27 protein-coding genes and 1 riboswitch are annotated in these 26,880 nt (G+C 71.1%); of the genes, 11 read left to right on the forward strand and 16 right to left on the reverse strand.

The window, feature by feature from the left end:
• Positions 1-180 precede the first annotated feature (180 nt).
• Positions 181-1,509, forward strand: a complete 1,329-nt coding sequence (locus tag IF67_RS0121185) for an LCP family protein (RefSeq protein WP_030987906.1) — start codon at positions 181-183, stop codon at positions 1,507-1,509.
• Between the two features lie 9 nt (positions 1,510-1,518).
• Here the strand turns inward: IF67_RS0121185 and IF67_RS41805 are convergent, their stop codons facing one another.
• Entirely contained in the window at positions 1,519-2,046 is a 528-nt protein-coding gene (locus IF67_RS41805; RefSeq protein ID WP_078889550.1) for a CGNR zinc finger domain-containing protein, read from the reverse strand.
• A gap of 373 nt (positions 2,047-2,419) precedes the next feature.
• A complete protein-coding gene (locus IF67_RS0121190; protein WP_030987909.1) occupies positions 2,420-2,692 on the reverse strand; it encodes a DUF1876 domain-containing protein in 273 nt (90 codons plus the stop codon).
• Between the two features lie 217 nt (positions 2,693-2,909).
• On the opposite strand from IF67_RS0121190, the gene IF67_RS0121195 reads away from it, so the two are divergent.
• Entirely contained in the window at positions 2,910-3,641 is a 732-nt protein-coding gene (locus IF67_RS0121195; protein ID WP_030987911.1) for a DUF4097 family beta strand repeat-containing protein, read from the forward strand.
• Between the two features lie 93 nt (positions 3,642-3,734).
• Here IF67_RS0121195 and cobN read toward each other — a convergent pair whose 3' ends face one another.
• Complete coding sequence (cobN, locus tag IF67_RS0121200; protein WP_030987912.1) at positions 3,735-7,337, reverse strand: cobaltochelatase subunit CobN; 3,603 nt, start codon at positions 7,335-7,337, stop codon at positions 3,735-3,737.
• A 37-nt stretch (positions 7,338-7,374) separates the two neighbouring features.
• Positions 7,375-7,502, reverse strand: a riboswitch (cobalamin riboswitch).
• 167 nt (positions 7,503-7,669) lie between these two features.
• On the opposite strand from cobN, the gene cobG reads away from it, so the two are divergent.
• From cobG to IF67_RS0121215, 3 genes are all read left to right on the forward strand, one after another.
• Positions 7,670-9,040: a precorrin-3B synthase gene (gene cobG, locus IF67_RS0121205; RefSeq protein ID WP_234341222.1), complete on the forward strand. Its 1,371-nt coding sequence runs from the start codon at positions 7,670-7,672 to the stop codon at positions 9,038-9,040.
• Positions 9,041-9,199: 159 nt separating this feature from the next.
• A complete protein-coding gene (locus IF67_RS0121210) occupies positions 9,200-9,832 on the forward strand; it encodes a precorrin-8X methylmutase (RefSeq protein WP_030987917.1) in 633 nt (210 codons plus the stop codon).
• Between the two features lie 2 nt (positions 9,833-9,834).
• Entirely contained in the window at positions 9,835-11,415 is a 1,581-nt protein-coding gene (locus IF67_RS0121215; protein ID WP_030987919.1) for a precorrin-2 C(20)-methyltransferase, read from the forward strand.
• A 90-nt stretch (positions 11,416-11,505) separates the two neighbouring features.
• Here the strand turns inward: IF67_RS0121215 and IF67_RS43810 are convergent, their stop codons facing one another.
• The 7 genes from IF67_RS43810 to IF67_RS0121240 form a co-directional block, all read right to left on the reverse strand.
• On the reverse strand, positions 11,506-11,982 hold the full coding sequence (locus IF67_RS43810) for a hypothetical protein (RefSeq protein WP_234341224.1): 477 nt from the start codon (positions 11,980-11,982) through the stop codon (positions 11,506-11,508).
• A 110-nt stretch (positions 11,983-12,092) separates the two neighbouring features.
• Complete coding sequence (locus tag IF67_RS41810; protein ID WP_158713138.1) at positions 12,093-13,766, reverse strand: alpha/beta hydrolase; 1,674 nt, start codon at positions 13,764-13,766, stop codon at positions 12,093-12,095.
• Positions 13,767-13,960: 194 nt separating this feature from the next.
• Entirely contained in the window at positions 13,961-14,173 is a 213-nt protein-coding gene (locus tag IF67_RS43815) for a hypothetical protein (RefSeq protein ID WP_158713139.1), read from the reverse strand.
• Between the two features lie 212 nt (positions 14,174-14,385).
• Positions 14,386-14,937 (reverse strand): hypothetical protein, encoded by a 552-nt coding sequence (locus IF67_RS0121225; protein WP_030987924.1) that lies wholly within the window; start codon positions 14,935-14,937, stop codon positions 14,386-14,388.
• Positions 14,907-15,137: a DUF397 domain-containing protein gene (locus IF67_RS0121230; protein WP_030987926.1), complete on the reverse strand. Its 231-nt coding sequence runs from the start codon at positions 15,135-15,137 to the stop codon at positions 14,907-14,909. The genes IF67_RS0121225 and IF67_RS0121230 overlap by 31 nt, the downstream gene beginning before the upstream one ends.
• Before the next feature lie 22 nt (positions 15,138-15,159).
• Positions 15,160-15,369: a DUF397 domain-containing protein gene (locus IF67_RS0121235; RefSeq protein WP_030987927.1), complete on the reverse strand. Its 210-nt coding sequence runs from the start codon at positions 15,367-15,369 to the stop codon at positions 15,160-15,162.
• Positions 15,366-16,187, reverse strand: a complete 822-nt coding sequence (locus IF67_RS0121240; RefSeq protein WP_030987929.1) for a helix-turn-helix domain-containing protein — start codon at positions 16,185-16,187, stop codon at positions 15,366-15,368. The genes IF67_RS0121235 and IF67_RS0121240 overlap by 4 nt, the downstream gene beginning before the upstream one ends.
• A gap of 142 nt (positions 16,188-16,329) precedes the next feature.
• On the opposite strand from IF67_RS0121240, the gene IF67_RS0121245 reads away from it, so the two are divergent.
• Complete coding sequence (locus IF67_RS0121245) at positions 16,330-16,557, forward strand: hypothetical protein (protein WP_051818389.1); 228 nt, start codon at positions 16,330-16,332, stop codon at positions 16,555-16,557.
• A gap of 138 nt (positions 16,558-16,695) precedes the next feature.
• Here the strand turns inward: IF67_RS0121245 and IF67_RS0121250 are convergent, their stop codons facing one another.
• On the reverse strand, positions 16,696-17,475 hold the full coding sequence (locus tag IF67_RS0121250; RefSeq protein ID WP_030987932.1) for a cobalt-precorrin-6A reductase: 780 nt from the start codon (positions 17,473-17,475) through the stop codon (positions 16,696-16,698).
• Between the two features lie 17 nt (positions 17,476-17,492).
• On the opposite strand from IF67_RS0121250, the gene IF67_RS0121255 reads away from it, so the two are divergent.
• A complete protein-coding gene (locus IF67_RS0121255; RefSeq protein ID WP_030987934.1) occupies positions 17,493-18,686 on the forward strand; it encodes a cobalt-precorrin-5B (C(1))-methyltransferase in 1,194 nt (397 codons plus the stop codon).
• A gap of 25 nt (positions 18,687-18,711) precedes the next feature.
• Here the strand turns inward: IF67_RS0121255 and IF67_RS0121260 are convergent, their stop codons facing one another.
• Positions 18,712-19,068, reverse strand: a complete 357-nt coding sequence (locus IF67_RS0121260) for a hypothetical protein (RefSeq protein WP_030987936.1) — start codon at positions 19,066-19,068, stop codon at positions 18,712-18,714.
• Positions 19,069-19,721: 653 nt separating this feature from the next.
• On the opposite strand from IF67_RS0121260, the gene IF67_RS0121265 reads away from it, so the two are divergent.
• Positions 19,722-19,964 (forward strand): hypothetical protein, encoded by a 243-nt coding sequence (locus IF67_RS0121265; RefSeq protein ID WP_030987938.1) that lies wholly within the window; start codon positions 19,722-19,724, stop codon positions 19,962-19,964.
• 107 nt (positions 19,965-20,071) lie between these two features.
• On the opposite strand, the gene cobM is transcribed toward IF67_RS0121265, so the two are convergent.
• The 3 genes from cobM to IF67_RS0121280 all read right to left on the reverse strand — a co-directional run bounded on the left by cobM (position 20,072) and on the right by IF67_RS0121280 (position 22,609).
• On the reverse strand, positions 20,072-20,860 hold the full coding sequence (cobM, locus tag IF67_RS0121270; RefSeq protein ID WP_051818391.1) for a precorrin-4 C(11)-methyltransferase: 789 nt from the start codon (positions 20,858-20,860) through the stop codon (positions 20,072-20,074).
• Positions 20,857-22,170: a bifunctional cobalt-precorrin-7 (C(5))-methyltransferase/cobalt-precorrin-6B (C(15))-methyltransferase gene (locus tag IF67_RS0121275; protein WP_030987941.1), complete on the reverse strand. Its 1,314-nt coding sequence runs from the start codon at positions 22,168-22,170 to the stop codon at positions 20,857-20,859. Before IF67_RS0121275 ends, cobM begins: the two co-directional genes overlap by 4 nt.
• A 169-nt stretch (positions 22,171-22,339) precedes the next feature.
• Positions 22,340-22,609 (reverse strand): hypothetical protein, encoded by a 270-nt coding sequence (locus tag IF67_RS0121280; protein WP_234341226.1) that lies wholly within the window; start codon positions 22,607-22,609, stop codon positions 22,340-22,342.
• A 226-nt stretch (positions 22,610-22,835) separates the two neighbouring features.
• On the opposite strand from IF67_RS0121280, the gene IF67_RS0121285 reads away from it, so the two are divergent.
• The 3 genes from IF67_RS0121285 to IF67_RS0121295 all read left to right on the forward strand — a co-directional run bounded on the left by IF67_RS0121285 (position 22,836) and on the right by IF67_RS0121295 (position 25,846).
• Positions 22,836-23,855, forward strand: coding sequence for a cation diffusion facilitator family transporter (locus IF67_RS0121285; protein WP_030987943.1), 1,020 nt, complete (start codon positions 22,836-22,838; stop codon positions 23,853-23,855).
• Between the two features lie 93 nt (positions 23,856-23,948).
• Positions 23,949-24,554, forward strand: coding sequence for a hypothetical protein (locus IF67_RS0121290; RefSeq protein ID WP_030987945.1), 606 nt, complete (start codon positions 23,949-23,951; stop codon positions 24,552-24,554).
• A gap of 305 nt (positions 24,555-24,859) precedes the next feature.
• On the forward strand, positions 24,860-25,846 hold the full coding sequence (locus IF67_RS0121295) for a hypothetical protein (RefSeq protein ID WP_030987946.1): 987 nt from the start codon (positions 24,860-24,862) through the stop codon (positions 25,844-25,846).
• A 58-nt stretch (positions 25,847-25,904) separates the two neighbouring features.
• On the opposite strand, the gene IF67_RS0121300 is transcribed toward IF67_RS0121295, so the two are convergent.
• Complete coding sequence (locus IF67_RS0121300) at positions 25,905-26,846, reverse strand: NADP-dependent oxidoreductase (RefSeq protein ID WP_030987948.1); 942 nt, start codon at positions 26,844-26,846, stop codon at positions 25,905-25,907.
• Between the last annotated feature and the right edge of the window lie 34 nt (positions 26,847-26,880).

Genomic DNA, 26,880 nt, shown 5'->3' on the forward strand with positions numbered 1-26,880 from the left:
ACGGCCCGGCGGGGCACCGGCGAGACACCCGGATCGTCCCGCACCACCGGCGACGCCTCCCGCGAGTCCGGCACCCGCTCGCGCCGTAAACCGTCCGGCGGCTCCCGCGGATCCGGCCACGGCAACGGCTCCGGCCGGACGGGCGGTACGGGCGGTACAGGCGGTACGGGCAAGTTGCGGATGACCCGCCGCGGCCGCATCCTCGCCTGGACCGGCGGCGCACTCGGCGTGCTGCTGCTCGGCACAGCCGGCGTCGGGGCGTGGGTCTACCAGCACCTGGACGGCAATATCCGCGGTGTGGACATCGGGGTCGACGGCGCCCGGCCGGCCAACCTCAGCCCCGGCTCCAAGAACATCCTGGTCGTCGGCTCCGACAGCCGCGCGGGTGCCAACGCCAAGTACGGCAGGGACCTCACCACCATGCAGTCGGACACGCTGATGGTGCTGCACATCGCCGCCGACCGTAAATGGGCGACCGCGCTGTCCTTCCCCCGCGACTCCTGGGTGCAGATCCCGGCCTGCACCCGCGGCAACGGCTCGAAGTCGTCCCCGCACCACTTCAAGATCAACGAGGCGTTCTCGATCGGCGGTGACTCCGGCAGCATCCGCAAGGCCGCGGCCTGCACCATCAAGACCGTCGAGAAGAACACCGGGCTGCGCATCGACCACTTCACCTCGGTCGACTTCCAGGGCTTCAAGGGCATGGTCAACGCGCTGGGCGGCATCGAGGTCTGCCCCCGGCACGCCATCCACGACAAGAAGGCCCACCTGGACATGGACGCGGGCTGCCAGAACGTCCGGGACGAGAAGGCACTCGGCTACGTCCGCACCCGCTACAGCGTCGGCGACGGCTCCGACCTCGGCCGCATCGGCCGCCAGCAGGAGTTCATGAAGGCGCTGGGCGCCAAGGCCCAGTCCAAGCTCACCAGTCCGGGCGAGCTCTACGACTTCCTGAACGCGGCCACCGAGTCCATCACCACCGACAACGCCCTGGCCGGTATCAAGCCGCTCTACGACCTGGCCGCGACCGTCAAGGACATCCCCACCGACCGCCTCACCTTCCTGACCGTCCCCAACTACTACCGCGAGGCCGACGTCCCCACCGACAAGGCCAATGTGGTCTGGCAGTATCCGCAGGCCGGTCAGCTCTTCAGCGACCTCGCGCACGACCGCGAGATCGGCGCCGCCGGAAAGAAGAAGCTCGCCGAGGCGGCCAAGAACCCGGTGACCGCCCGCTCCGTGCAGGTCCGCGTCCTCAACGGAACCGGCGCACCCGGCCGGGCCGCCTCCGCCGCCGACCAGCTGCGCAGGCTCGGCTTCACGGTCGTCGCCACCGGCAACGCCCCGGCGACGGACAGGACCACCGTCACCTACCCGGCCGCGCTCAAGACACAGAGCGCGGTCCTCGCCTCCCGTCTCCCCGGCACCAAGGCCACGGAGTCGGCCGAGGCGGCACCGGGCGCGGTGACGCTGACGATCGGGCCGGATTTCCCGGCGGACAGGCCCTAGAAAGGGCCTCTAAGGCTTGCGGGCTGAATGCCGGGAACGATGTCGCATCACTGCTTCGGTGTTCCCGCAGCGTGCTGTGCAATACCGCCGTTGCCCGTTCCTGGACGTGTCCACATAGGCCCGGGAGCACCCGGAGCGCAGGCATCGGCCGAGCCTCGCTCCCCCTTCCCAGCACAGGACAAAGGCAAGGCCACCGGCGGTGACCGCCTGGACCCGGGAGAGCAGATCAGCCGAGTCGGGCACGAAGTGAAGATGGGGCTGAAGCCCGTCATGGGTGGTCACCCATGGGCGGATCGTCGCCGCCGCCAGCAGATCGTTCACAGCTGAGCACTGCTCGGCAGGCTCTCCGGAACGAAAAACGCGCGCCAATTGGTCTCGCCAGCGTCGAAAGCCGTCCACATCGGCAGCGACGACTTCCGGGTGACGAATCCCGTGCGCCTCGAACAGGTGCTGAATGCTCGTGGTGCTCATCTCGGGAAGATTGATCAAATCGGCCGACAGCACGGCCCCGAGACGCCCGTAATCGTTCTGCTTCACGTGGCCTTCTCCGGCGTTACGCGACCCCGCGGTGCGCCGGCAGGCGATTTCCACCCGGGCTCACCTGGATCAGCTGAATGTCGGAGCGGGCAACGAACCAGCCCCTGGTGTGGCACCACAGGTACCGCACCATGCCCTCGGATGTGGAGTGTTCTGATACCGGCCGGCAGGAATCGGAGGAGAGGCCACACGCGGGACACCACCACGATTCACCCGGCAGATCTGGGATTCGCGCCATGTCCGCCAGGGTGCGGTCATGGGTCAAATACATTCAACCATTACATCTGCGGCACGGACCGGGCACCGCGGACGGCCGGCGCGAGACCGGACAGGACGCCCTTCAGGAACCCGCCTGCCGGACGGCGGACGTCCCTCAGGCGCGCAGCCGTTCCACCGGCCGGGCCGTGTGCACCTCGATGTCGTGCGCGGCCCGTTGCAGCAGCTGGTGGCTGAGGTCGGACATCGCCCGCGCCACCGCCAGCTCGTCCCCGATGGCCGGGACGTTCTCGTCGGCGGGGTTGCAGCGCGCCGCTCCCTGGCCGACCATCTGCCCGCCGTCCTTGCCGCGCAGCCTGGCCTCGGCCCGCACCTCGCTTTCGGTCTCGGTGATGCTGATCTCGGCGTTCCATGTCTTCGTGGCAGTCACCGGAAGCCTCCTCGTCCGCCCCATAAGCAGCCCATGTACCGCCCCCACAAAAATCCTCGCACCGGCCTCCGCGGCCCGCACCTGGGGCACACCACACCCCGGTCCGGGGGATTTCCCCATGGTGGGGCCGTACCCGCCGCCCTAGCCTCGTCGTGGCGGGGAACCGGGCAGGGGCGCCCCCTCGCCCCACCAACTGCCGAGCTTTCCGGGGGAATTCATGCGCAAGCACGTCCGCTACATCGGGGTCCTCGCGATGGCCGCCGTCGGGGCATGCGGCATCAGCGCCTGCGGAGTGCTGCCCGGCAAGAGCCTGAAGGACGACGCCGAGGTGTCGAAGAAGATCACGGCCATCCGGCTGGACAGCACCTCCGGCGGCCTCACGGTGCACGGCGGCAAGGGCGGCGGCAGGGTCTCGGTCCACCGCTCGGTGAGGTACCACGGCGAACGGCCCGAGGGGGACACGCACCGGATCGAGGACGGGGTGCTGGTGCTCGGCGGCTGTGGCGAGGACTGCTCGGTGAACTACACGGTCGAGCTGCCGAAGGGCATCCCGGTCAGCGGTGAGACCTCGTCCGGGTCGGTGGATCTGAGCGGGGTGGGCCCGGTGAAGGTGACCACCAGCTCCGGGGACATCGACCTGGACGGGGTGACCGGCACGGTCGACGCACGGACCTCCGACGGCGGGATCACCGGACGCGGCCTGTCGGGCAAGCGCATCGCGGCGCAGACCTCCAACGGGGAGATAGATCTGACCCCGGCCGTCGCCCAGAACATCCGGGCGAGGACGTCCAACGGCACCATCACCCTGCAACTGCCGAAGGGCCCGTACCGCGTCGCCGCACAGACCAGCAACGGCGACAAACACCTGGGCATCGCCCAGGACCCGGCGGGACGCTTCCAGCTGGACCTGACCACCAGCAACGGGGACATCACCGCAAAGCCCGCCTGATGCCGCGGCATCAGGCGGGCCCGGGGGAGCGCCGGCCGGGACCGTCATCCGGCCCCGGCCGGCTCCCGGCCGGGGCGGCGCGGCCCCCCTGCGTCAGTCCTCCCCCTCCAGCTCCCCTTCGGTCTCCAGGAACGCCTGCCGCAGTGCCGCCAGCGTCTCGGCGTCCGGCTTCTCCCACATGCCGCGGGATTCGGCCTCCAGGAGGCGTTCGGCGATACCGTGCAGCGCCCAGGGGTTGGCCTGCTGGAGGAAGTCGCGGTTCTCGGGGTCGAGGACGTAGGTCTGGGCGAGCTTGTCGTACATCCAGTCGGCGACCACGCCCGTGGTGGCGTCGTAGCCGAACAAGTAGTCCACGGTCGCGGCGAGTTCGAAGGCGCCCTTGTAGCCGTGGCGGCGCATCGCCTCGATCCAGCGGGGGTTGACCACCCGGGCGCGGAAGACCCGGGAGGTCTCCTCGACGAGGGTGCGGGTGCGGACCGTCTCGGGACGGGTGGAGTCGCCGATGTACGCCTCGGGGGCCTTGCCCTTGAGCGCCTTGACCGTGGCGACCATGCCGCCGTGGTACTGGAAGTAGTCGTCGGAGTCCGCGATGTCGTGCTCGCGGGTGTCGGTGTTCTTGGCGGCGACCGCGATGCGCTTGTAGGCGGTCTCCATCTCGTCCCGGGCCGGGCGGCCCTCCAGACCGCGGCCGTAGGCGTAGCCGCCCCAGACGGTGTAGACCTCGGCGAGGTCGGCGTCGGTGCGCCAGTCGCGGGAGTCGATCAGCTGGAGCAGACCCGCGCCGTACGTCCCCGGGCGGGAGCCGAAGATGCGGGTGGTGGCGCGCCGCTCGTCGCCGTGCTCGGCCAGGTCGGCCTGCGAGTGGGCGCGCACGAAGTTGGACTCCGCGGGCTCGTCCAGGCCGGCGACCAGCCGTACGGCATCGTCGAGCAGGCCGATGACGTGCGGGAACGCGTCCCGGAAGAAGCCCGAGATGCGCAGCGTGACGTCGACACGGGGCCGGCCGAGCTCGGCGAGCGGGATCGGCTCCAGTCCGTTGACCCGGCGCGAGGCGTCGTCCCATACGGGGCGGACGCCCAGCAGGGCGAGGGCCTCTGCCACGTCGTCGCCGCTGGTCCGCATCGCGCTCGTCCCCCACAGGGACAGCCCGACCGACTGCGGCCAGTCGCCGTTGTCGGAGCGGTAGCGCTCCAGGAGCGAGTCGGCGAGGGCCTGGCCGGTCTCCCAGGCCAGACGGGAGGGAACGGCCTTGGGGTCGACGGAGTAGAAGTTACGGCCCGTCGGCAGGACGTTGACCAGGCCGCGGAGCGGGGATCCCGAGGGGCCCGCCGGGACGAAGCCGCCGTTCAGCGCGTGCACGGCGTGATCGATCTCGTCGGTGGTGGCGGCGAGGCGCGGGACGACCTGGCGGGCGGCGAAGTCGAGGATGTCGGCGACCGCGGACGGATGTCCCTCGGCGACACCGGACACCGCCGCCGGGTCCCAGTCCGCGTCCTCCATCGCCTGGACCAGCGCACGGGCCGTGGCCTCGGCCTCGTCGGCCGTCGTCCGGGTCGCGGCGGACTCGTCGAGACCGAGCGCCTCGCGCAGACCGGGCAGGGCGGACGTACCGCCCCAGATCTGGCGGGCGCGGAGGATGGACAGGACGAGGTTGACGCGGGCCTCACCGGCCGGGGCGCCGCCCAGGACATGCAGTCCGTCGCGGATCTGGGCGTCCTTGACCTCGCACAGCCAGCCGTCGACGTGCAGCAGGAAGTCGTCAAAGCCGTCGTCGTCGGGGCGGGCCTCCAGGCCCAGGTCGTGGTCGAGCTTGGCGGCCTGGATCAGCGTCCAGATCTGGGCGCGGATCGCGGGCAGCTTGGCCGGGTCCATGGCGGAGATCGCCGCGTACTCGTCGAGCAGCTGCTCCAGGCGCGCGATGTCGCCGTAGGACTCGGCGCGGGCCATCGGCGGCACGAGGTGGTCGACGAGGGTGGCGTGCACCCGGCGCTTGGCCTGGGTGCCCTCGCCGGGGTCGTTGACCAGGAAGGGGTAGACGAGCGGGAGGTCGCCGAGGGCGGCGTCCGGGCCGCAGGCCGCGGACAGGCCGGCGTTCTTGCCGGGCAGCCACTCCAGGTTGCCGTGCTTGCCCAGGTGGACCATGGCGTCCGCGCCGAAGCCGCCGTCGTCCGCGGAGGCCGCGATCCAGCGGTACGCCGCCAAGTAGTGGTGCGAGGGCGGCAGATCGGGGTCGTGGTAGATCGCGATCGGGTTCTCGCCGAAGCCGCGCGGCGGCTGGATGAGGATCAGGAGATTGCCCCGGCGCAGGGCGGCCAGCACGATGTCGCCGTCGGGGTTGCGGCTGCGGTCGACGAACATCTCGCCGGGCGGCGGCCCCCAGTGCTCCTCGACGGAGTCCCGGAGCTCCTGCGGGAGCGTGGCGTACCAGCGCTTGTAGTCGGCGGCCGGGATACGGACGGGGTTACGGGCGAGCTGCTCCTCGGTGAGCCACTCCTGGTCGTGACCGCCGGCCTCGATAAGGGCGTAGATCAGCTCGTCACCGTCGCCGGACACGAGGCCGGGAACCTCTTCGGTGCCGAAGTCGTAGCCGTCGGCCTGGAGGCGGCGCAGCAGGGCGACGGCACTGGCCGGGGTGTCCAGGCCGACCGCGTTGCCGATCCGGGAGTGCTTGGTCGGGTACGCGGACAGCACCAGCGCGAGGCGCTTCTCGGCGGCCGGGATGTGGCGCAGCCGGGCGTGCCGGACAGCGATGCCGGCGACCCGGGCGGCGCGCTCGGGGTCGGCGACGTACATCGGCAGACCGTCCTCGTCGACCTCTTTGAAGGAGAACGGGACGGTGATCAGCCGGCCGTCGAACTCGGGGACGGCGATCTGCGAGGCGGCGTCCAGCGGCGACAGCCCCTCGTCGTTCTCCTCCCAGGCGCTGCGCGGCCCGGTCAGGCACAGGGCCTGGAGGATCGGTACGTCGAGGGCGGCCAGCGCGCCCGCGTCCCAGGACTCGTCGTCGCCGCCGGCGGAGGCCTCGGCGGGCTTGGTGCCGCCCGCGGCGAGGACCGTGGTGACCAGGGCGTCGGCGGCCCGCAGCTCCTCGATCAGCTCCGGCTCGGGGGCGCGGAGGGAGGCGACGAACAGGGGCCGGGCGCGGCCGCCCGCCGCCTCGATCTGCTCGCACAGGGTCCGTACGAAGCCGGTGTTGCCGCTCATGTGGTGGGCGCGGTAGTAGAGCACGGCGATCAGCGGGCCGGTCTCGTTGCGGGCTTCCCACTCCAGCGGGCCCCAGGACGGGGCCGGGGCCGGCGGGTCGAAGCCGTGGCCGGTCAGCAGCACCGTGTCGGAGAGGAAGCGGGCGAGCTGGTCGAGGTTGGCGGGCCCGCCGTGCGCGAGGTAGGCGTGCGCCTCGGCCGCGATGCCGACCGGGACCGTGGACTGCTCCATGAGCTGGGCGTCGGGGGCCTGTTCACCGGTGAGCACGACGACCGGCCGGTGCTGGTCCTCGGCGAGCAGCACCTCCAGGCCCTCCTCCCAGGCACGGATGCCGCCGAGGAGGCGTACGACGACGAGGTCACAGCCCTCCAGCAGCGTGGGCAGCTCGGCGACGTCGAGCCGGGCGGGGTTGGCGAGCCGGTACGGCACGGGACCCGTGGCCGCGCGGGCGCTGAGCAGGTCGGTGTCGGAGGTCGACAGCAGCAGAAGCATGCGAGCGCAGGCCTTCCTCGGGGTGTCCGCGCCCCGGGTGGTCGTAAGGACGGCGGGAGTTCCTGGCTCGCCCGGTGGTTTCCGGGTTCACAGTGGCGGGACCGCGCCGGATTCTCACCGGGCTTCCTCCCTAGGGCCGTAGGACCCTGCGCCGTCGCTGGCGTCGGTGGGTCAGCCGACCCACCGACCTGCATAGTAAGGGCTGTGGAGCGCCGAGGTAAGCGGGCCTTGGGGCAGGCCGGACCGGTGCCGGGGGCGCGCACGCCGCGGGCCGGGCTCATGGCCGGATCCGGCCCGGATCGGCGCCCGCCCCCGTGGGTATGCTCGCGGCCATGCCGCCCTCCCCCTCGACACGGCCCCAGGCCGCCGCACCGCCGCTGCGCGACCGCGGTGACGCCTGCCCGGGAGCGCTGCGGCTGCACCGGGCCACCGACGGCCACCTCGCCCGAGTCCGGCTGCCCGCCGGAGATCTGACGGCTCGTCAGGCCGGTGCCCTGGCCGACGCCGCGGACCTGCTCGGTGACGGCCATCTCTCCCTCACCTCCCGTGGCAACGTCGAGCTCCGCGGCCTTGCGGAGGGCTGCGGCGGCCGGCTCGCCGCTCTGCTGCGCGACGCCGGCCTGCTGCCCTCCGAGCGCCATGAACGCATCCGCAACATCCTCGCTTCCCCGCTGGCCGGGCTGGACCGCCACACCCCTTCTGACGTGCGACGGTGGGCTCGTGAGCTGGACGCACTGCTCTGTGCGAGCGAGTCCGCGACCGCCCTCTCGGGCCGTTTCCTGTTCGTCCTGGACGACGGGCGGGGCGATGTGGCGGCGCTCGGCGGAGATGTGAGCTTGCTCGCAGAACCGGCCGGGGACCGGTCCGGCCCGGCCGGCGGCGCCCTGCTGCGGGTCGGCGACGATGCGGCGGCGCTGCGGATCGCAGGACCGGACGCACCCCGCGCCGCGCTCGCCGCCGCCGAGGCCTTCCTGACCGCCGCCGCGGCGAGCGGCAGCGGTGCCTGGCGGGTCCGTGAACTCCCCGACGGGCACGGCCTGACGGCCCGGGACGTGGCGGCGGCGCTGCGGTCGGCGGGCATCGCGGCCACGTACGTGGCCGAGGCTCCCGCACCCGGCGCCCGCACCTCCCTGCCGTACGCGGACTCCGCCGCCCCCGGCATCGTCGAGGGCCCCGACGACGACCGTGCGCTCTCGGTCCTGGCACCGCTGGGCCGGCTGTCAGCGGCCCAATGGCGGCTGCTGGCCGCGATCGCCGCCGGCGACGGCTCCGGGGCGCTGCGCCTCACCCCGTGGCGCGGCATCGTCCTGCCCGGACTGCCGGCCGCCGCGGCACCCCGCCGGCTGGCGGAGCTCACCACCGCCGGACTGATCACCGACCCGGCCTCTCCCTGGCACCGGCTCGGCGCCTGTACGGGCCGCCCCGGCTGCGCCAAGTCCCTCACCGACGTACGCGCCGACGCGACGGCCGCGCTCGCCGCCGGTGCGGCCGTCCCGGACGGACTGCCCACCGGTCCCGCCCCCGAGGGCCTCCCCGTCTACTGGTCCGGCTGCGCACGCCGCTGCGGTCACCCGCACGGCACCTGGATCGACGTGCTGGCCACGGCGGAGGGCTACCGGGCAGCACTGGTGGGGCCGGACACCGCACCGACCGCCGCACGCCCCGCGGCGCCCCCGCCCACGGCCCCGGCCCCGGCCCCATGAACCACAGCAACGCCAAAGCCCCATGCCCCGCCCCATGAACCACCCGAGCCACCCGAGCCATGTGAACCGCCTGAATTACCCGAGCCACCCGATTCATGTGAACCGCCCGATCCACCTGAACCACCGAGCCCTCCCGCACCCGACACCCCCGAGGCCAGAGTGACCGCGTTCGACTACGAGAAGGACGGTGCGGCGATCTACCGCCAGTCCTTCGCCACCATCCGCGCCGAGGCGGATCTCGCCGGGCTGCCCGCCGACGTCAGCCAGGTAGCGGTCCGGATGATCCACGCCTGCGGCATGGTCGACCTGGTACGCGATCTGGCCTTCACCCCCGACGTGGTGGCAGCCGCCCGCAAGGCGCTGCACGCCGGAGCGCCGATCCTCTGCGACGCCAACATGGTCGCCAGCGGCGTCACCCGCAAACGGCTGCCGGCGAACAACGACGTGCTGTGCACGCTCGCCGACCCGTCGGTCGCGGACCTGGCCGCCCGTATGGGGACCACCCGCAGCGCCGCGGCCCTGGAGCTGTGGCGGGACCGTATGGAAGGCGCCGTGGTCGCGTTCGGCAACGCCCCCACCGCCCTCTTCCGGTTCCTCGAAATGATCGAGGAGGGCGCGCCCCGCCCGGCCGCCGTGATCGGCATACCCGTCGGCTTCATCGGCGCCGCGGAGTCCAAGGACGCGCTGATCGCCCACCCGTCGAAGCTGAACCACATCGTGGTGCGCGGCCGTCGTGGCGGCAGCGCCATGGCCGCGGCCGCGATCAACGCCATGGCAAGCGAGGAAGAGTAAGCGTGAGCGAGCAGCAGGCAACCGGTGACGGCAGCGTCGCGAAGACGACTGGCCCTGGCCGCCTCTACGGGGTCGGCCTCGGCCCCGGCGACCCGTCCCTCATGACGGTCCGGGCCGTCCAGGTGATCGACCGGGCCGATGTCATCGCCTACCACAGCGCCCGCCACGGACGCTCGATCGCGCGCTCCATCGCCGCCGAGCACCTGCGCGCCGACCACCTCGAGGAAGCGCTGGTCTACCCGGTCACCACCGAGTCGACCGACCACCCCGGCGGCTACCGGGGCGCCCTGGACGAGTTCTACGAGTCCGCGGCGGCCCGCCTCGCCGCCCACCTCGACGCCGGCCGCACCGTCGCCGTCATCTCCGAGGGCGACCCGCTCTTCTACGGCTCCTACCAGCACATGCACAAGCGGCTGGCCCACCGCTACCCGACCGAGGTCATCCCCGGCGTCACCTCCATCAGCGCCGCCGCGGCCCGCCTGGGCAAGCCGCTCGCCGAGGCCGACGAGGTCCTGACCATCCTCCCCGGCACGCTCCCGGAGGAAGAACTCACCGCCCGTCTGGCCTCGACCGACACCGCCGTCGTCATGAAGCTCGGCCGCACCTTCCCCGCCGTCCGCCGCGCCATGGAACGCTCCGGCCGCCTGCCGGAGGCCCACTACGTCGAACGCGCCACCATGCCCGGCGAACGCACGCAGAAGCTGACGGACATCGACGCCGAGACGGTCCCGTACTTCTCCGTCACCGTCGTCCCGAGCCGCGTCGCCGAGCAGTCCTACAGCGCGCCCGGAGCGGAGGCCGACGAGGCCGCCGCACCTTCCGGTCCGGGCGAAGTGGTGGTCGTCGGCACCGGCCCCGCAGGCCCTCTCTGGCTGACCCCCGAGTCCCGTGGCGCGCTGGCCGCCGCCGAAGACCTCGTCGGCTACACCACCTACCTGGACCGCGTCCCGCTGCGCCCCGGCCAGCGCCGCCACGCCTCCGACAACAAGGTCGAGTCCGAACGCGCCGAACTCGCCCTCGACCTCGCCCGGCGCGGCCGTCGGGTGGCCGTGGTCTCCGGCGGCGACCCCGGCATCTTCGCCATGGCCACCGCCGTCCTGGAGGTCGCCTCCCAGGACCCGTACCGTGCCATCCCCGTACGCGTCCTGCCGGGCGTCACCGCCGCCAACGCCGCCGCCGCCCGCGCCGGCGCCCCGCTCGGCCACGACTACGCGGTCATCTCCCTCTCCGACCGCCTCAAGCCCTGGGAAGTCATCGCCGAACGCCTCCATGCGGCGGCCTCCGCCGACCTGGCCCTCGCCCTCTACAACCCCGGCTCCCGCAGCCGCACCTGGCAGGTCGGCAAGACCCGCGAACTCCTCCTGGAACACCGCGCCCCCGACACCCCGGTCATCCTCGCCCGCGACATCGGCGGCCCCGAGGAATCCGTCCGCACCGTCCACCTGGCCGACCTGGACCCGCTCCAGGTCGACATGCGCACTCTCCTGATCGTCGGCTCGTCCCAGACCCGGGCGGTACGGCGCGACGACGGGACCGAGGTCGTGTGGACGCCGCGGAGGTATCCGGAGCAGTCGGAGAAGTAGGGCGAAGAGGGGTTGCCCCTGCCCGTGGCCCCGGGGCGGGGCCACGGGCAGAGTCACGCACTACCGCTGTAAGCGTGCGTCGGCGCGAGGTCACTTGGACCAGTACGGGTCCCGCACGTCCGGCGTGTAGTCGGGGCCACCATTCGGCGCCTTGGGAAATCTGTCACCCTCTTCTCCCTCGACTTCACCGCCGTACCCGGGGGATATGGCGCCGACGCCGGCGTAGAAATAGACGTTACCGGAGCCACCCACCGCGAATTTTATGATGCACCCGTCTGACGCCGTCCCGGAAAACGCGGGCTCGCTGGAATGGACATCGCCGATCTTGTACCCCACCGCACGCCAGTGTTTTTCTACTCTCTCGGCCAGCTCGGCAAGCTTCGCCTTGGACAGGCTGGTCCGCACATAGCGAGTCCTACCAACGGACACTTCCCCGTCCGCCGTATTCGTGAACGAATTCCTTCGTTCATTCATTTTGGCCGGGCCGTCACGCCATTTAAGATGTGGGCGCACCGTCGCGAAAGTCTCTTCCAGGGCCAAGTCGATCCGCTTGACAGCTTGACCCACGTGCATAGTTGGCTCGGGATCGCTCCGCAACAACGAGCAACCGCTCATACAGCCCGACGCGAGCACCACACTGGCGACTACTGCGAAGAAAGCCTGCCGACTCCTCACCTCTACCGCCTTCCTTGGAAGGAAACCTGGTCCGGACGTCCGGCCACGATCCTTCCCATATTTTTGAGCGAGTCTCCGCTGCTCTCCTCATCAAAGTAATTCGAATGTGAATTCTGGTAATCACCGTCCGCGACGCTGAATCGACGCCCACCAAAGTCTTCACTGGCCGGATCTTGCCCGAATTGCACCTCATGCGGATCCATGAGGTGTCCGGCAATGCCAAAGCTCTCTTCCAATTGAGAAGGGGTATGAGTGACCGGATCGTTCTCGGCCGCACCTACCCACACATGGTCTGCGCCGACCCCGAGCTGCTCGGCTCTCTGTGCTCCCGTCCCAGGACTGCCCACGAGGACGATGTCATCAGCAGGGATCCCGCCCTCGCGTTGCGCCGCCTGGCCCAGCGTGAACGATCCATAGCTGTGCCCAATCGCTGTTACATGCGGCCGGTCGCCCTGATGAGTTGCCTGAATTCCGTCCAGGAAATTACCGAAGTCGGCGCCGCCCCGCTTACCCCGCTCTTCCCCGGCGACTGACATGTCACTCTCATTGAACCGGTCCGGGCCCAGCTGCGGAGCGTCATATCCAAGCCAGACAATTGAGGCCGTCTTGTGATGTCCGTCAGCAAGAGTCGTGGAATCCCAAATATTCCGGGCGCGATCCCCGTCTTCTTTTCCGACGTCCCTGAGTTGCGTATTGAGTCCGGGGACGTAGGCAGCGACGTTGTCCGCAGTATCGGGGTCTCCATACGACAGGATGGCCCGCCCCTGCCCCTCCGGCCCGATGCCGAGCAGCAACGGTTCCGGTTCCTTGCCGGAATCCTTCGCCAAGCGGGCCCTGATCACTTCGAAGCCCTCTTGCTGCCGCGCCACGCCTGGCGGAACTTCCGTTCCAGGCGGATACCTGTCGATCAGCCGGTCAAGGTTAACGCGATTCGCCTTGTCACGAGTCTTCGCGGGGATGCCGTCGAGGTTTCCGATCACGCTCGGATTCAGCGCCAGCTGCTCCTCCCGCTCCTCCTCGCTCAGCCCGTTCCACCAGTCTCGGACCTTCTTCGGGTCGGTACCCTTCGCCGGAGTTGATTCGAGCCCGACGGCCACTCCCGCAATCTTGGAGATGTCCGAGGCATCCCGTTGCGACTCCAGACCGTTCACTGCAAGCCCTCGGCCGACCCGTAGTCTCGCCAGAGCCAGGCGATAGCGTGCGTCTACTTCTTGGGCACTGCGCAGGACGGCAAATATGTCCTCCTCAAGAGTGCGCCGCTCATACTCTTTAGCCGGCACACCTGCGTCAGGGTCTCCCGTAGGTATATCTCCGTCGTCGGCATACACGACCTCACCGGTCGGAGTCACCCTGTACCCTTTTTGATTGACCCTGTCCATTGCCTGATGGAGCATCTTCTGCTGTGCCCGGAGTTCGGTGATGGCGCCGTCCAGGGTCGTCTGAACGAGTGCGCATTCCTGGCCGCTGAACTGGAAATTTTCGCTCAGCCTGCGCATACGCTTCTGCGCCTTATCTGCCGCCTCTCCAGACCAGTCATGACTCAGGGGCCGAAGCATATGAGTATCCACTCGGTCGCCATACCCCCCGAGCCGCTGGGCCATCTGTGCCCATTCATCCTTCACGCTTTCCAGTGCGGAAAAACGGAGGTTTTCCAGGTCTCGCACGGTCAGAGTCATCGACATCACCCAAAAGGACTGTCGTAGCGGGCAGAACTCTGTGCCGCAGGGCGAACGGAAACAAGGTTTCCAGCGGGCCGAGTGAAAGCGTTGGCAGTTTCCTCTTCGTTCTTCTGGTATTCACCCGCAGATGCCCTGAGGGATCGCGTGACCTCACCGCACTCTTTCCCCACATCATGGAGCCGGCCTTGCCATCATTGATGCGTTCTCAGCAACTCGTCAGCGAATTCAAACCCCGGCGCCTGCCCCGGCAAACCCTGATGCTGTGCGCTCAGGCTTCCCAGGGCATTCCCGATGCCGGCCTGCATCTCTTCGCCATGCACCGCGGCCGCACGCAGCGACTTCGGATCGACTTTAGTACCCGACAAAACTTCCCCCGATCCCCGCTTTAATTCTGTCTCACCCAAGCAGTCAAACCCTTCCAAAATTCGAAGGAGCCGCGGTCCAGGGCCTCCCTAGGGTTTGACAACCTGTCACCATAAGTGATGGTTCCTGCATTCACGTCGGCAGCGCGCAATCCAGCCAATTTCTCTGCCGAAACGCGTCGGTGGACGCTGCCATGGCGAGAGCAGCACGGCTCGGGGCCACCGGCCAAAGCCGGCGGCCCAAGGACCGGCGTTCAGGCCCCGGTGGCCGCTGCCTCCCGGCGGCAGACCGCACACCGGTCCTTGCCGTCCCACTCCTCCCACCCGAAGGCCGCAGGGGCGAAGGACTTGCCTTCGAGTTCTTCGCGCACCGCCACGCGATAGGCCCATACGGCTTCGAGATACGGGTGGTAGACGTCGTGGAACGCGGGCGATGACTGCCCGGCGCCCTCAGCAACAACGCGCTGCAATGCGCGCAGCCGCTCGAACATCGCCTGCCCGGCACCGGCGATGTCGGTCGTCGCGTCGATGAACAGCCGCTCGCGCACTTCACGGATCCCGGCGTCGCTCAGTGCCGCGCGGGCGGCCGCAGCGAGGTCGGCCTCGGCCTCCGGGCACTGGGCGATCTGCCGCAGCCGCGCATGGCCCACCCCGGCGGCGGTGATGAACTCGATGTACACCGCCCGCCGCCGCGCCTCGCTGTTGCGCTCGCTCTCGTGCCGATGGCGCAGACGATCGGCGAGAACGGTCCCGGAGATCGCAATGACGCCGCCGCTCAACGTCGCGAGCAGCGTCCCCCAGTCCATGCGCCCTCCTTCACGCCACCCATGAAGCCCGCCCAGGCATCAACCGGAAACAGCAGCACACCGCCGGACGGGTACTTGCTGTCACGGACCGGGACGACGCCGGGGAAACCGTCCGCGATCTCGATGCAGTTGTCGGCTCCGCCGTCGCTGTAGCTGCTCTTGCGCCACGCGGCACCGACCAAGTCAGGGATCGTGTCCATGGCCTGCTGCCCTCCAGTCACCTCAGTGGAGCCGATCAGCCGTCACGCAACCTATGAAGGCCGACCAAGCGGCGGCCGGAAACAGCAGCACAGCGCCGGACGGGTACTTGCTGTCACGGACGGGGACCACGCCGGGGAAACCGTCCGCGATCTCGACACAGTTGTTGTCTCCACCGTCGCTGTAGCTGCTCTTGCGCCACGCAACGCCCACCAGGCCCTGAAATGTCGTCATGGTCCGCTGTCCTCCACCAACTGCCGCATGAATGCTGCCGAATCGTGCGGCGAAAGCGCCGCATCTCGGAGGCGATCGTAGGTCAGGCGGTATCGAGCCACCTCCTCTGGTTCTTCGATCAAGTCACCGGAGTTGTTGCCTTCCACGTAGGCAACAGAGCTACCGTCCGCCATCCACAACAGCGATAGCGAACCGCCCATCAAGCCATGCAGCCCGGCGGAGAACGAGATCACCTGGATGGTCATGTGCGGAGCATCGGCAGCCTCCACGATTCGTGTCAGCTGGTCATGCCAGACCTTGGGGTCGCTCGCCGGGCGTCGCAGCGCTGATTCATCAAGGATGATCCGGACATCCGGAGGAGGGTTGCGATGCAGCAGCTCTTGCCTGCCCAGTCGAGCAGCGACGTTCTCTTCAAGCTCGCGCTGACTTATGGGCGCCGGTGCCGATGCAAGCGCCTCGCGAGCAAAGGGCTCGCTCTGGAGCAGGCCAGGCACGACCATCGTGTACTTCTGCATGATCGTCGCCTTCGCCTCAAACTTCATGAACTCCCGGTACTTGTCCTTGAAGGCGTCCAGCCGTGCCAGCCCCCACAACCGCACCAGCAGCCCGCCCGTGCCGTACGTCCGGTCCAGTGCCTCCATGACCGGCAGCTTCGAGAGTCGTTCGCCGGTCTCCAGGCGATGCAAGTAGGTGCGGTCGTACTTGATCTCGTCGGCCAGCCGGGCCAGCGACCTGCCGGACGACTCCCGTAACCGGCGGAGTTCACACGCAAGGACCCAACGAGCCGAGCCCTCGTCCTCGGAATTCTTTTCGACCATTCGCCAATTCCCCCATCCCCCTGTTGTCCCGTTCCGACGGCAACGCCAACTCCCTTTCGGAGGTGGCCCGTTGTGCCGACTCTAGGACTGGGAAAGGGCTTTTGCAGCCCAGTCAGGACTCGAACGGAGAAGGTGGATGGGAATGGGAATGGCGGAGCGCGGTCCGGCGGCCGGGAAGATCAGGGACGCGGAGCAGGCGTGCAGCGAGCTGCGGACGGCGCTGAAGGGCGCGGGCATCACCCTGCCGTCGCTGGCCGTGGACGTGGTCTCGCTGGCGGAGCACTTTCCGCGGCCGCTCGTGGAGCTGGGCCGCTGCACCCCCGAGGTCGCACGCCGGCTCGCGGACGCGGTGCGGAAGTGCGCCCCGTGAGCGAGGAGGGGGGAAAATCCACGACCGTCCGTGAACCGGGCGGTGAGGAGACACCCGAGGAGACACCCGAGGAGACTCCGGAGGAATCCGTGAAGCGCCGCGAAGAGTTAGCGGAAAGAGTCCGCGAAGCCAATCGCCTCAGCGTGAATTGGCCTCGCTGAAAATACGGCGGACCCAGTTCACGGCCTCCTCCGGACCCGGCACCACCGGAACGCCCTCCGGCAAAGGCGGCCGCTGTACGACCACCACCGGCACCCCCGCCTCCCGCGCCGCCGTCAGCTTGGCGGCGGTCGCGGCGGCACCGCTGTCCTTGGTCACCAGGACGTCGATGCGGTGTTCCCGTAGGAGCTCCCGTTCGCCGTCCAGGGTGAAGGGGCCGCGGTCCAGGAGGGTGGTCATCCGCGGCGGGTACGGGGGCTCGGGCGCGTCCACCGAGCGGACCAGGAACCAGAGGTCGGTGAGGTGGGCGAAGTGGGAGAGGCCCATCCGGCCCGTGGTGAGGAAGATGCGGGTGCCGAGGGCGGGGAGCGCGGCGGCGGCCTCGTCCAGGGAGGCGACCTGGTGCCATGTGTCGCCGGGTCCTGGCACCCAGCCGGGCCTGCGGACGGCGAGCAGGGGAACATGGGCGGTGGCAGCGGCCTGGGCCGCACTGCAACTGATCGTGTCGGCGAAAGGATGGGTGGCGTCGATGAGCGCGTCCACCGCGTGCTCGCGCAGCCAGCGGGTGAGGCCCTCGGGGCCGCCGAACCCTCCGATGCGTACCTCCCCGGCGGGCAGCCGGGGCGCGGCGACCCGGCCGGCCAGCGAGGTCGTCACGCGCAGGGACGGCTCCGGTGCCAGGCCGGCGGCCAGGCGGCGGGCCTCCGTCGTGCCGCCGAGGATCAGTACGTGGCGCGGCGGGCGAGCTGCGTCGGGCATGGGATGTGGGTTCCTCCGTGGCTGAAGCGCAACCGCAGGGTACGGGCAAGGCCACCGGAGGGCGTAGCGCGCAGCTCGCGCACACCGGGCTGCGGCACGGCTGGACGACCGGCGCCTGTGCGACGGCGGCGAGCACGGCCGCGTACACGGCGCTGCTCGGCGGCGAGTTCCCGGATCCGGTGACGATCACGCTGCCGAAGGGGCAGACGCCGTCCTTCGCGCTGGCGGTGGAGGAACTTGCGCCGGGGCGGACGGCCGCCATGGCGGGGGTGGTGAAGGACGCGGGCGACGATCCGGATGTGACGCACGGGGCGCTCGTCCGGGCCACCGTGCGGGCGCTGCCCGCCGGGTCGGGGGTCGTCTTCAAGGCCGGTCCGGGGGTCGGGACCGTGACCCGGCCCGGCCTGCCGCTGGACGTCGGTGAGCCGGCGGTCAATCCCGTACCGCGGCAGATGATGCGGGAGCATCTCGCGGAGGTCGCCCGGCGCTACGGCGGCGGGCCGGGGGCGACGGCCGATGTCGAGGTGGAGATTTCCGTCGATCACGGGGAGGAGATCGCCCGGAGTACCTGGAATCCGCGGCTGGGGATTCTGGGCGGGCTGTCGATCCTGGGGACCACCGGGATCGTCGTGCCGTACTCCTGCTCGGCCTGGATCGATTCCATCCGGCGGGGCGTGGATGTGGCGCGGGCGGCGGGACGGCGGCATGTGGCCGGGTGTACGGGATCGACGTCGGAGAAGGTCGCCGTCGCCCTGCACCACCTGCCCGAGGACGCGCTGCTGGACATGGGCGACTTCGCAGGGGCGGTGCTGAAGTACATCCGGCGCCATCCCGTGGAGCGGCTCACCATCTGCGGCGGATTCGCCAAGCTGTCCAAGCTGGCGGCCGGGCATCTGGATCTGCACTCCGCGCGGTCCCAGGTCGACAAGGGATTCCTTGCGGAACTCGCCCGGCGGGGCGGGGCGGACGAGGCGCTGGCGGGGGCGGTGGCGGAAGCCAATACGGGTCTGGCGGCGCTCCAGTTGTGCGCCGCGGCGGGCGTCCCCCTGGGGGATCTGGTGGCGGCAACGGCGCGCGACGAGTCGCTGGCCGTGCTGCGGGACGCGCCCGTCGCGGTCGATGTCATCTGTATCGACCGGGCGGGGATGGTGGTGGGACGGGCGGAGCCGCGGGGGCCGGGGGACACCGGCCAGGGAAGCCCTCTCCGTTGAAGGGCTCCCCCCACCTCCGAACCTGTCAGGTGCGCAACCCGTACCGGTTGGCCGCACAGTCGTTGCCGCGGCCGGTGAGCCTGCCCAGCACCGTGCCGAGGGCGCAGGTGGTCAGCTGGAGCGGGTTGTCGCGGAACCCGGGGCGGCTGTAGCGGCCTTCCCGGCGGTCGTAGCGCCCTTCCCGGCGCTCGTTCATCCGGCTCGGCTGGTCGGTCATCCGGCCCGGGCTGTTGTGCATCCACGGCGAGCTGTCGTGCCGCTGTCCCGGGGTGTCCGTCGCCTGCGCGACATGCTCCCTGCCGTCGGCACCGGCGACATTGCCGCCGACGAGCGTCAGCAGGACTGCGGCGCCGACCGCACCGGCGGCCAGTCTGGTACGCATCGTGGCGTACTCCTTTGCTTCGGCCCCCCTTGGGTGTAGCAGCTTCCTTACCGGCCCCCGGGAGCCGAGTAACGGACATTCACCCCGATGCGGTCATACAGTCATACGGACGGTCCCGGGAGGCCTACGGACGGGCGATGGGGCGCGCGGCGAAGGCAGTGCCTCCCGGTACGGGACTCCGCCGAAAGCACGGCCGCGGGGCAATTCATTCGCTTCCGGCGGCCTAAAGGACGTTTCAGGGTTCGGCATAAATCTATAACCCGCGTTACGCGGAAAATGCAGACATCTCCTGCCATCACGCTCGGCGGTGGGCACTCGGCGAACCCGGTCCGCGGATTTACCCGAGGGACCCAAGGGGGCATGACGGTCCATTCCATGACCGTTGTCCCGCAGCTGCCACGCAAGGGGACCGTCCGCAGGAATCGGGCAAAGCCGCACGTCAAGGCGGCTGTTGCGGCGCATTTCAGGCCGGTGAAAAATCTGGCGATAATTTGCCGCGAAACCACGTGCCGTGATTGCATTTCACGAACACACGGACGCCATTACGGGTGCCACATTTCCGGTGCCGGGCGACCGTGTTGCGGCCGGATTGCCCAGCCATAATTCGGCCTGCGTTGGTTGAAAATCCACAGCTTTTACGGGAAGGGCACATCATGCGCAACGGCTTCACCCCTGCCGCCACGGAGATTTCCGACAGCGAGCTGGAGAACATCGCCGGTGGCATCGCCGGTGCCGGCGCCAACGCGGGCGCCGAGATCGCCGGGCACGGCGCCTCCGTGAACGTCGGCGGCTTCGTCGGCGGCTTCGTCGGCGGCGGCGCGTCGATCTCCCCCGAAGGCGTCAGCGCGCAGCTCTCCGGCTCCGCCCTGGCCTCGGTGCAGACCAGCGGTCTCTGAGATCTGAGACCGAAGGGGAACCTGCTCCCCCGTCGGCGCAGCCGCCCACGAGCAGGACGCACCGGAACCCCGGGACCTCCCGTCCCGGGGCTTTGGTGCGTCCGGACTCAGGGAGTGTCCGCGGGCGCGGAGTCCTGCACACCGCACCCGCCGGGCGGCCGCTCGCGGTCCGCCGAATAGAGATGGCTGTCGCGGAACTGCTCGGCGCCCAGGGTGCGGCCGACCATGATGACGGCCGTACGGACCACGCCCGCGGCCTTCACCTGGCCGGCGATGTCGGCGAGGGTGCCGCGCAGCACGAGTTCGTCGGGGCGGGAGGCCATGGCGACGACGGCGGCCGGGCAGTCGGCGCCGTAGTGCGGCAGGAGTTCGCCGACGACCCGGTCGACATACATGGCGGCCAGGTGGAGGACCAGCAGCGCGCCGCTGCGGCCCAGCGTGGCGAGGTCCTCGCCCTCGGGCATGGGGGTGGCGCGCTGGGCGACGCGGGTGAGGATGACGGTCTGGCCGACGGTGGGGACGGTCAGCTCGCGCTTGAGGGCGGCGGCCGCGGCGGCGAACGCGGGGACGCCCGGCACCACCTCGTACGGCACCCCGGCCGCGTCCAGCCGGCGCATCTGCTCGGCGACCGCGCTGAAGACGGACGGGTCACCGGAGTGCAGCCGGGCGACGTCGTGGCCCTCCTCGTGGGCGCGCACCATCTCGGCGGTGATCGTGTCGAGGTCCAGCTGAGCGGTGTCGATGAGCCGGGCGCCGGGCGGGCACTCGGCGAGCAGCTCGCGCGGCACCAGGCTGCCCGCGTAGAGGCAGACCCCGCAGGAGGCGAGCGTACGGGCACCGCGCACGGTGATCAGGTCGGCGGCGCCGGGACCTGCGCCGATGAAGTGGACGGTCATGGTTGCTCGGTCTCCTGGGGGAGGGAGGACGGGGACGGGGAGGCGGCCTGCGGCTTCACGGCCGACCACTGGGTGACCGGCATCGCCTGCCGCCAGCCCGTGAAGCCGCCGACCGGCACCGCATGGGCGACCGCGAGCCGGACCAGTTCGCCGCCGTACCTCCGGTAGTGGTCGGCGAGCAGCGCCTCGGACTCCAGCGTCACGGTGTTCGCGACGATCCGGCCGCCCGCCGGCAGCGCCTCCCAGCACGCGGCCAGCAGGCCGGGGGCGGTCAGCCCGCCGCCGATGAACACCGCGTCCGGCGTCGGCAGACCGTCCAGCGCGGCGGGCGCGGGACCGTGCACGATGCGCAGCGCCGGTACGCCGAGCGAGGCCGCGTTACGGCCGATCCGCTCGGCCCGTACGGCGTCCCGCTCGACGCTGACGGCGCGGCAGCTGCGGTGCGCCCGCAGCCACTCGATGGCAATGGAGCCGGAGCCGCCGCCGATGTCCCACAGGAGTTCGCCGGGGGCGGGCGCCAGCGCGGCGAGGGTGGCGGCGCGGACAGGGCGCTTGGTGAGCTGGCCGTCGTGTTCGTAGGCGGCGTCGGGCAGACCGGGGACGGTGGACAGGGGCGGAGTGCCGGGCGCGCGGCGGCAGTCGAGGGCGATGACGTTGAGGGGGTCGGCGGGCGGGGCGTCCCAGCCGTCGGCGGTGCCCTCGGCCGTCCGTTCACGGTCGCCGCCGAGTTGCTCCAGTACGCGCATACGGGTCGGGCCGAAGCCGTGGGCGCGCAGCAGGGCGGCGACCTCGGCGGGGGTACCGGCCCCGGCGGACAGCACCAGCACGCGGCGGCCGTCGTACAGCGCACGGACCAGGTTCTCGGTGGGCCGTCCGACGAGCGTGATGACCTCGGTGTCCTCCAGCGGCCAGCCGAGGCGGGCGCAGGCGTAGGAGACGGAGGAGGGGTGGGGGAGGACGCGGAGCCGAGGCTCCCCCGGGGCGGCCGCTGCCCCTTCCGCCAGCACCTCGGTCAGGGTCCGCCCGATCCCGTAGAACATCGGGTCGCCGCTGGCCAGCACGCAGACCCGGCGCCCGGCGTGCGCGGCGAGCAGTCCGGGGACGGCGGGGCGCAGCGGCGCGGGCCACGGGACGCGCTCACCGGCGCACTCCTCGGGCAGCAGCGCGAGCTGGCGGGGCCCGCCGATCAGCACCTCGGCGGTCCGCAGGGCCTGCTGGGAGGCGGCGGGCAGTCCGTCCCAGCCGTCGGCCCCGATGCCGACGACGGAAAGGGGTTCAGGAGCGGCCGGGGCGGGTGGTGCGGGGCTCACTGCCGAGTACCTCAGAGGTCGGGAGGGGCCGGTCCCGGGAAGGGCACCGGTCCGGGGGACGGGAGCCGAACTTTACTGACCGGTCGGGTCGCGCGGTCCCGCTGCCCCCCACGAACCGCAGAGAGGCGGCCGCCCGGGCCGGGCCGGACCCGTCACCTGCCGCGCGCGCTCACGCCAGCAGCGCGATCAGGAACTGCCCCGCGAACAGAAACGCCGCGCAGAAGCCCACGCCCGCCGGGAACCACTGCCAGATGCCGCGCGGGGAGTCGAAGCAGACCAGGTAGCCGAGGACGGCGACCACGCCGGTCAGGGCACCCAGCCAGAAGGGGAGGCCCTCGTGGTGGGTGGACAGAATGGCGACGGCGGCCAGCAGGCCGAGCACCGCCAGGATCTGGCCCTTGCCGGGTGCGGGCCGCGCGGTCTCGCCCGTAGCGCTCATAGCGCCGGATGCTACCCGGGCGCGGGGGCCTCGACGGCTTCCCACGCCCGCTGGAAGCGGACATCCCAGCTCCGTTTCCCGCGCCCGCTCCCCTCCGCTTCCAGCACCGCTCTGACCAGGCACGATAGGCCGTTTGACGGTAATGACAACGGTCACCGATGCAGCCTTTGGATCTTTGCCCGAAGTGCGGTTTGCTTCGCACGAGGAGCCAGGAAGGAGCGCGCCCATGACCGAGCACGCCCACAGCCACGGGCACAGCCACAGCCATGCGCACGGGGTCGCACCGGACGCCGACCGGCGCTGGCTGCGCAGCGCGCTCATCCTGCTCACCGCGTACATGGCGGTCGAGGTCGTCATCGGTGTGGTGGCGCAGTCCCTGGCACTGATCTCGGACGCCGCCCATATGCTCACCGACGCGGTCTCGATCGTGCTGGCCCTGGTTGCGATGCGACTGGCCGCGCGTCCGGCGCGCGGCGGCTACACCTACGGGCTCAAGCGCGCCGAGATCCTCTCCGCGCAGGCCAACGGCATCACCTTGCTGCTGCTGTCGGTCTGGCTGGCGTACGAGGCGGTCGAGCGGCTGATCTCGCCGCCGAAGGTGACCGGCGGGCTGGTGCTGGTCACCGCGCTGGCCGGGATCGTGGTGAATCTGATCTGCACCTGGCTGCTGTCCAAGGCCAACCGCTCCAGCCTGAACGTCGAGGGCGCCTACCAGCACATCCTCACCGACCTGTTCGGGTTCGTCGCCACCGCTCTCGCCGGTCTGATCGTGCTGACGACGGGCTTCGAGCGGGCGGACGCGATCGCCTCGCTCGTGGTCGTCGTGCTGATGCTGCGGGCCGGTACGGGCCTGGTGCGCGAGTCCGGACGGATCTTCATGGAGGCCGCGCCGACGGGCGTCGACCCGGACGCCCTGGGCGAGCGGCTGGCCGCCACGGACGAGGTCGTCGAGGTGCACGATCTGCACATCTGGCTGATCACCTCGGGGCAGCCGGCGCTGTCCGCGCACATCCTCGTGGCGCCGGGCGGCGACTGCCACAAGGTCCGCCGCAGTCTCCAGGAGCTGCTGAGCGGCGAGTACGGCATCAGCCACGCCACCCTCCAGGTCGACCACGTCGGCGAACAGGGCTCGCCCGACGACGTCCTGACGCTGAGCCCGCGGCCCGACACCGATCCGGAGGAGCAGACCGGCCACTGCGAGGACGCCCATGGTCCGGTGCACCGGTCGGGGCCGCATCGGCGTTGAGGGACGGGGCCGCCCGCCCTCACTCGGGTGAACCCGGCCGGGGAGGAGCCCGCCTGCCGCCGGTGACGGGGGCCGCGGTGCTCGGATGACGGCATGAGAACCGCCGTTGTCTGCGCGCTGCTGTGCGCCGCCACGCTCCCCGGACCCTCCGCCGCCGCGTCCGCCCCACAGGCCCCGCCCGCCGTCTCGGTCACGGTGGCCGTGACCGACGGCCGTGACGATGCCGAGTCGGGCAAACATCTCGACTACCGCATCACCGTGCACAACATGGGCCCCACCGAGGTCCGCGGGGCCCGCATCGAACAGGAGATGCCGGCCACCACCACCTCCGCCACCGCGCCCGGCGGCACCGTCGAAGGGCATGACGTGGGTGAGCAGAAGGTGGTCTGGCGGGCGGATCTGCCCGCGCACGACATCCAGGTGTTCACTGCCTCGGCCGTACTCGGCGCCCGCACCGGACCCACCGCCACCGCGGCCCCCGGCACCCTGCGCGCCGCCGCCACGGTCTGTGTCTACGTGGGCGATTCCTACACCCCCACGGCCTGCTCGGGCGATCTGGACGACGTGCCGGAGACGCAGGCGGAGGCCGGGGGCGGCGACGGCTGGATGTGGTGGGCGGGGGCCGCCGCGGCCGCCGCCCTGTTCGGGCCGGGAGTGGTGCGGGCGGTACGGCGGCGGCGCGCCGCGCAGCCGCACTGAGGGCGGCGGGCGCGGGCCCGGTCAGCCGGAGCCACAGCCGCAGCCGCAGCCGGACCGTGCCCGGTCACCCCTGGGCACGGTCCGGCACCGCGGCGCCCGGTCACCCGTGGGCATGCCCGGAGCCGCGGACCCGTCCCCGGTGGGCGCGCCCGGTCACCCATTGGCACCGGCCCCGCTCGCGGGCGGCCGGGGTTCGCACTTGCCTGGGAGATGGCCGTAGGGCGCACGTCTTATGGGTCTCCCCGGGCCCGGCCGAGCCATGGGACGCGCCGCAGTCCGCCGCCGGGCAGGAGGGACCAGACGCGATGTCAGCGAGCGCCCCCGTACGCCAGGACGGGCGGATGACGGAGCGGGAGCGGTCGCCGCGGCGGCGTGGGCGCGCGGTGGCCGGCGGGGTGCTGCTGCTGATGGGGGCGTTGCTGCTGCCGTTGAGTCTGGCCGCCACCTGGGCACGGGCCGAGCTGACCGAGACCGACAGCTATGTGGCGACGGTGGCGCCGCTGGCCGGGAATGCCGCCGTCCAGGACGCGGTCGTCGACGATGTGACGAACGGGGTGATGGCCCATGTCCGGCTCGACGGGCTGCTGCGCGCCGTACCGCGCGCCGAGCGCCCCGCGCTGCGGAAACACTTCACCCGCGGTATCCGCGAGTTCGTGGACAAGCAGGTGCGGCAGGTCGTCACCGGCCGCCACTTCCCCTCGATGTGGAACGGGGTGCACCGGACCGCCCACCGGACCCTGGACGGGAGCCTGACCGCGTCCGGCCGCTCCGCGGTCACCCTCGATCTCACACCGGTCGTGGAGCGGGTCACCCACCAGCTGTCCCGCAACGGTATGGGGCTCGACATCCTGCGCCGGGTGCCGCGGGCCGGGGTGGAGATCGTGCTGCTGAAGGGCCCGGACGTGCCGCGGATCCGGGCCGTCTACAAGGTCGTTGACACGGGGGCGCTGCTGTTGCCGCCCGCCGCGGCGCTGTGCCTGGCCGGCGGGCTGCTGTTGGTACGGCGCCGGCGGCGGGCGTTGATCTGTGCGGGGCTGGGGTGCGCGGCCGCCGCCGCCCTGCTGGCCGTTGCGCTCACGCTGGTCCGCAGCCGTGCCCTGGACGCGCTGCCCGCCGTGATCTCCCGGCCCGCCGCGGGCGCCTACGCCGATGCGCTGACCGGTCCGTTGCGCACCGGGGTCTGGCTGGTGGCCGGCGCGGGCGCCCTGACCGCGGCGCTGGCCGCGGCGGGGCCGCCGGCGGCGCGGGCACTGCTCATACGACGGTTCGCCCGCGCCGCCGACGGCCCTTGACCCGGGGCCCTGGTTCCAGGCCCCGGTTCCAGGCCCTGACGGCCGCTCGGACCGCCGCTCAGACCGCCAGGACGGTCTTGCCCTGTGCCCGGCCGGTGCGGCTGGACTCCAGGGCCTCCGGCGCTTCTTCCAGGGAGACCTCGCGTCCTACGAGAACCGTCAGGCGGCCCGCGTCGACATGGCCGGCGAGGATCTCCAGCAGTTGCGGGGAGGGCCGGTTGACGAAGTTGAAGCCGCGCAGGTTGTGCTCGGTCAGCTCGTCGGCGTCGGCCGAGCCGATGAGCGAGACGGCCGTCCCCCCGTCGCGTACGGTCCGGGTCAGCCCGGCGAACTCGGCGGGGCCGCCGATCATGTCGATCAGCACATCGACACCGTCCGGATGGGCCGCGAGCACCTGGTCGGCGAGCGGACCCGCGGTGTGGTCGACGGTCTCCGCTGCGCCCAGCGTCCGCATCAGCTCCGCCTTGGCCGGGCGCGCGGTGGCGATCACCTCGGCGCCGCGGCCGGCCGCCAGCTGGGTGACGAAGGTGCCGACACCGCCGGTCGCGCCGACGATCAGTACCCGCGTGCCCTCGGTGACCCGGGTCTCCTCGACCAGGTTGTATGCGGTCATGCCGGCCGTCGGCAGCGCCGCGGAGGTGGCGTAGGTGACGCTGCGGGCGGCGTGCGCGAGGCGGCTCTCGTCGGTGACGGCGAGTTCGCAGTACGAGCCGCCGCCCTGCTCCGGCCGCTGGAACTGGCCGAACACCGCGTCGCCGACGGTGAACCGCCGTACACCCTCCCCAATCGCGAGTACCTCGCCCGCCCCGTCCGACCCGAGGACGAGGGGGAAGCCGACCGGCATGGCATCCCCGAACATGCCATCGGCGATCTTCCAGTCGACGGGGTTGAGTCCGGCGGCGGACAGCCGCACCAGGACCTCACCGGGCCCTGGTTCGGGCTGTGGCAGATCCATGAGCTGCGGCTTTTCACCGAATGCGCTGACTGCTACGGCTCTCATCGTGGCGTTCCCTTCCACCCTTCCGACCGGTGGC

Source organism: Streptomyces sp. NRRL S-1813, from assembly GCF_000719605.1.
Classification (GTDB): domain Bacteria; phylum Actinomycetota; class Actinomycetes; order Streptomycetales; family Streptomycetaceae; genus Streptomyces; species Streptomyces decoyicus.

Excerpts from the sequence above, each read along its gene's own strand:
- IF67_RS0121185 (WP_030987906.1), top strand. The coding sequence starts at position 181 with ATGACCCGCCGCGGCCGCATCCTCGCCTGGACCGGCGGCGCACTCGGC.
- IF67_RS0121195 (WP_030987911.1), top strand. The coding sequence starts at position 2,910 with ATGCGCAAGCACGTCCGCTACATCGGGGTCCTCGCGATGGCCGCCGTC.
- cobN (WP_030987912.1), bottom strand. The coding sequence starts at position 7,337 with ATGCTTCTGCTGCTGTCGACCTCCGACACCGACCTGCTCAGCGCCCGC.
- cobG (WP_234341222.1), top strand. The coding sequence starts at position 7,670 with ATGCCGCCCTCCCCCTCGACACGGCCCCAGGCCGCCGCACCGCCGCTG.
- IF67_RS41810 (WP_158713138.1), bottom strand. The coding sequence starts at position 13,766 with ATGACTCTGACCGTGCGAGACCTGGAAAACCTCCGTTTTTCCGCACTG.
- IF67_RS0121225 (WP_030987924.1), bottom strand. The coding sequence starts at position 14,937 with ATGGACTGGGGGACGCTGCTCGCGACGTTGAGCGGCGGCGTCATTGCG.
- IF67_RS0121230 (WP_030987926.1), bottom strand. The coding sequence starts at position 15,137 with ATGGACACGATCCCTGACTTGGTCGGTGCCGCGTGGCGCAAGAGCAGC.
- IF67_RS0121235 (WP_030987927.1), bottom strand. The coding sequence starts at position 15,369 with ATGACGACATTTCAGGGCCTGGTGGGCGTTGCGTGGCGCAAGAGCAGC.
- IF67_RS0121240 (WP_030987929.1), bottom strand. The coding sequence starts at position 16,187 with ATGGTCGAAAAGAATTCCGAGGACGAGGGCTCGGCTCGTTGGGTCCTT.
- IF67_RS0121245 (WP_051818389.1), top strand. The coding sequence starts at position 16,330 with ATGGGAATGGCGGAGCGCGGTCCGGCGGCCGGGAAGATCAGGGACGCG.
- IF67_RS0121250 (WP_030987932.1), bottom strand. The coding sequence starts at position 17,475 with ATGCCCGACGCAGCTCGCCCGCCGCGCCACGTACTGATCCTCGGCGGC.
- IF67_RS0121260 (WP_030987936.1), bottom strand. The coding sequence starts at position 19,068 with ATGCGTACCAGACTGGCCGCCGGTGCGGTCGGCGCCGCAGTCCTGCTG.
- IF67_RS0121265 (WP_030987938.1), top strand. The coding sequence starts at position 19,722 with ATGCGCAACGGCTTCACCCCTGCCGCCACGGAGATTTCCGACAGCGAG.
- cobM (WP_051818391.1), bottom strand. The coding sequence starts at position 20,860 with ATGACCGTCCACTTCATCGGCGCAGGTCCCGGCGCCGCCGACCTGATC.
- IF67_RS0121280 (WP_234341226.1), bottom strand. The coding sequence starts at position 22,609 with ATGAGCGCTACGGGCGAGACCGCGCGGCCCGCACCCGGCAAGGGCCAG.
- IF67_RS0121285 (WP_030987943.1), top strand. The coding sequence starts at position 22,836 with ATGACCGAGCACGCCCACAGCCACGGGCACAGCCACAGCCATGCGCAC.
- IF67_RS0121290 (WP_030987945.1), top strand. The coding sequence starts at position 23,949 with ATGAGAACCGCCGTTGTCTGCGCGCTGCTGTGCGCCGCCACGCTCCCC.
- IF67_RS0121295 (WP_030987946.1), top strand. The coding sequence starts at position 24,860 with ATGTCAGCGAGCGCCCCCGTACGCCAGGACGGGCGGATGACGGAGCGG.
- IF67_RS0121300 (WP_030987948.1), bottom strand. The coding sequence starts at position 26,846 with ATGAGAGCCGTAGCAGTCAGCGCATTCGGTGAAAAGCCGCAGCTCATG.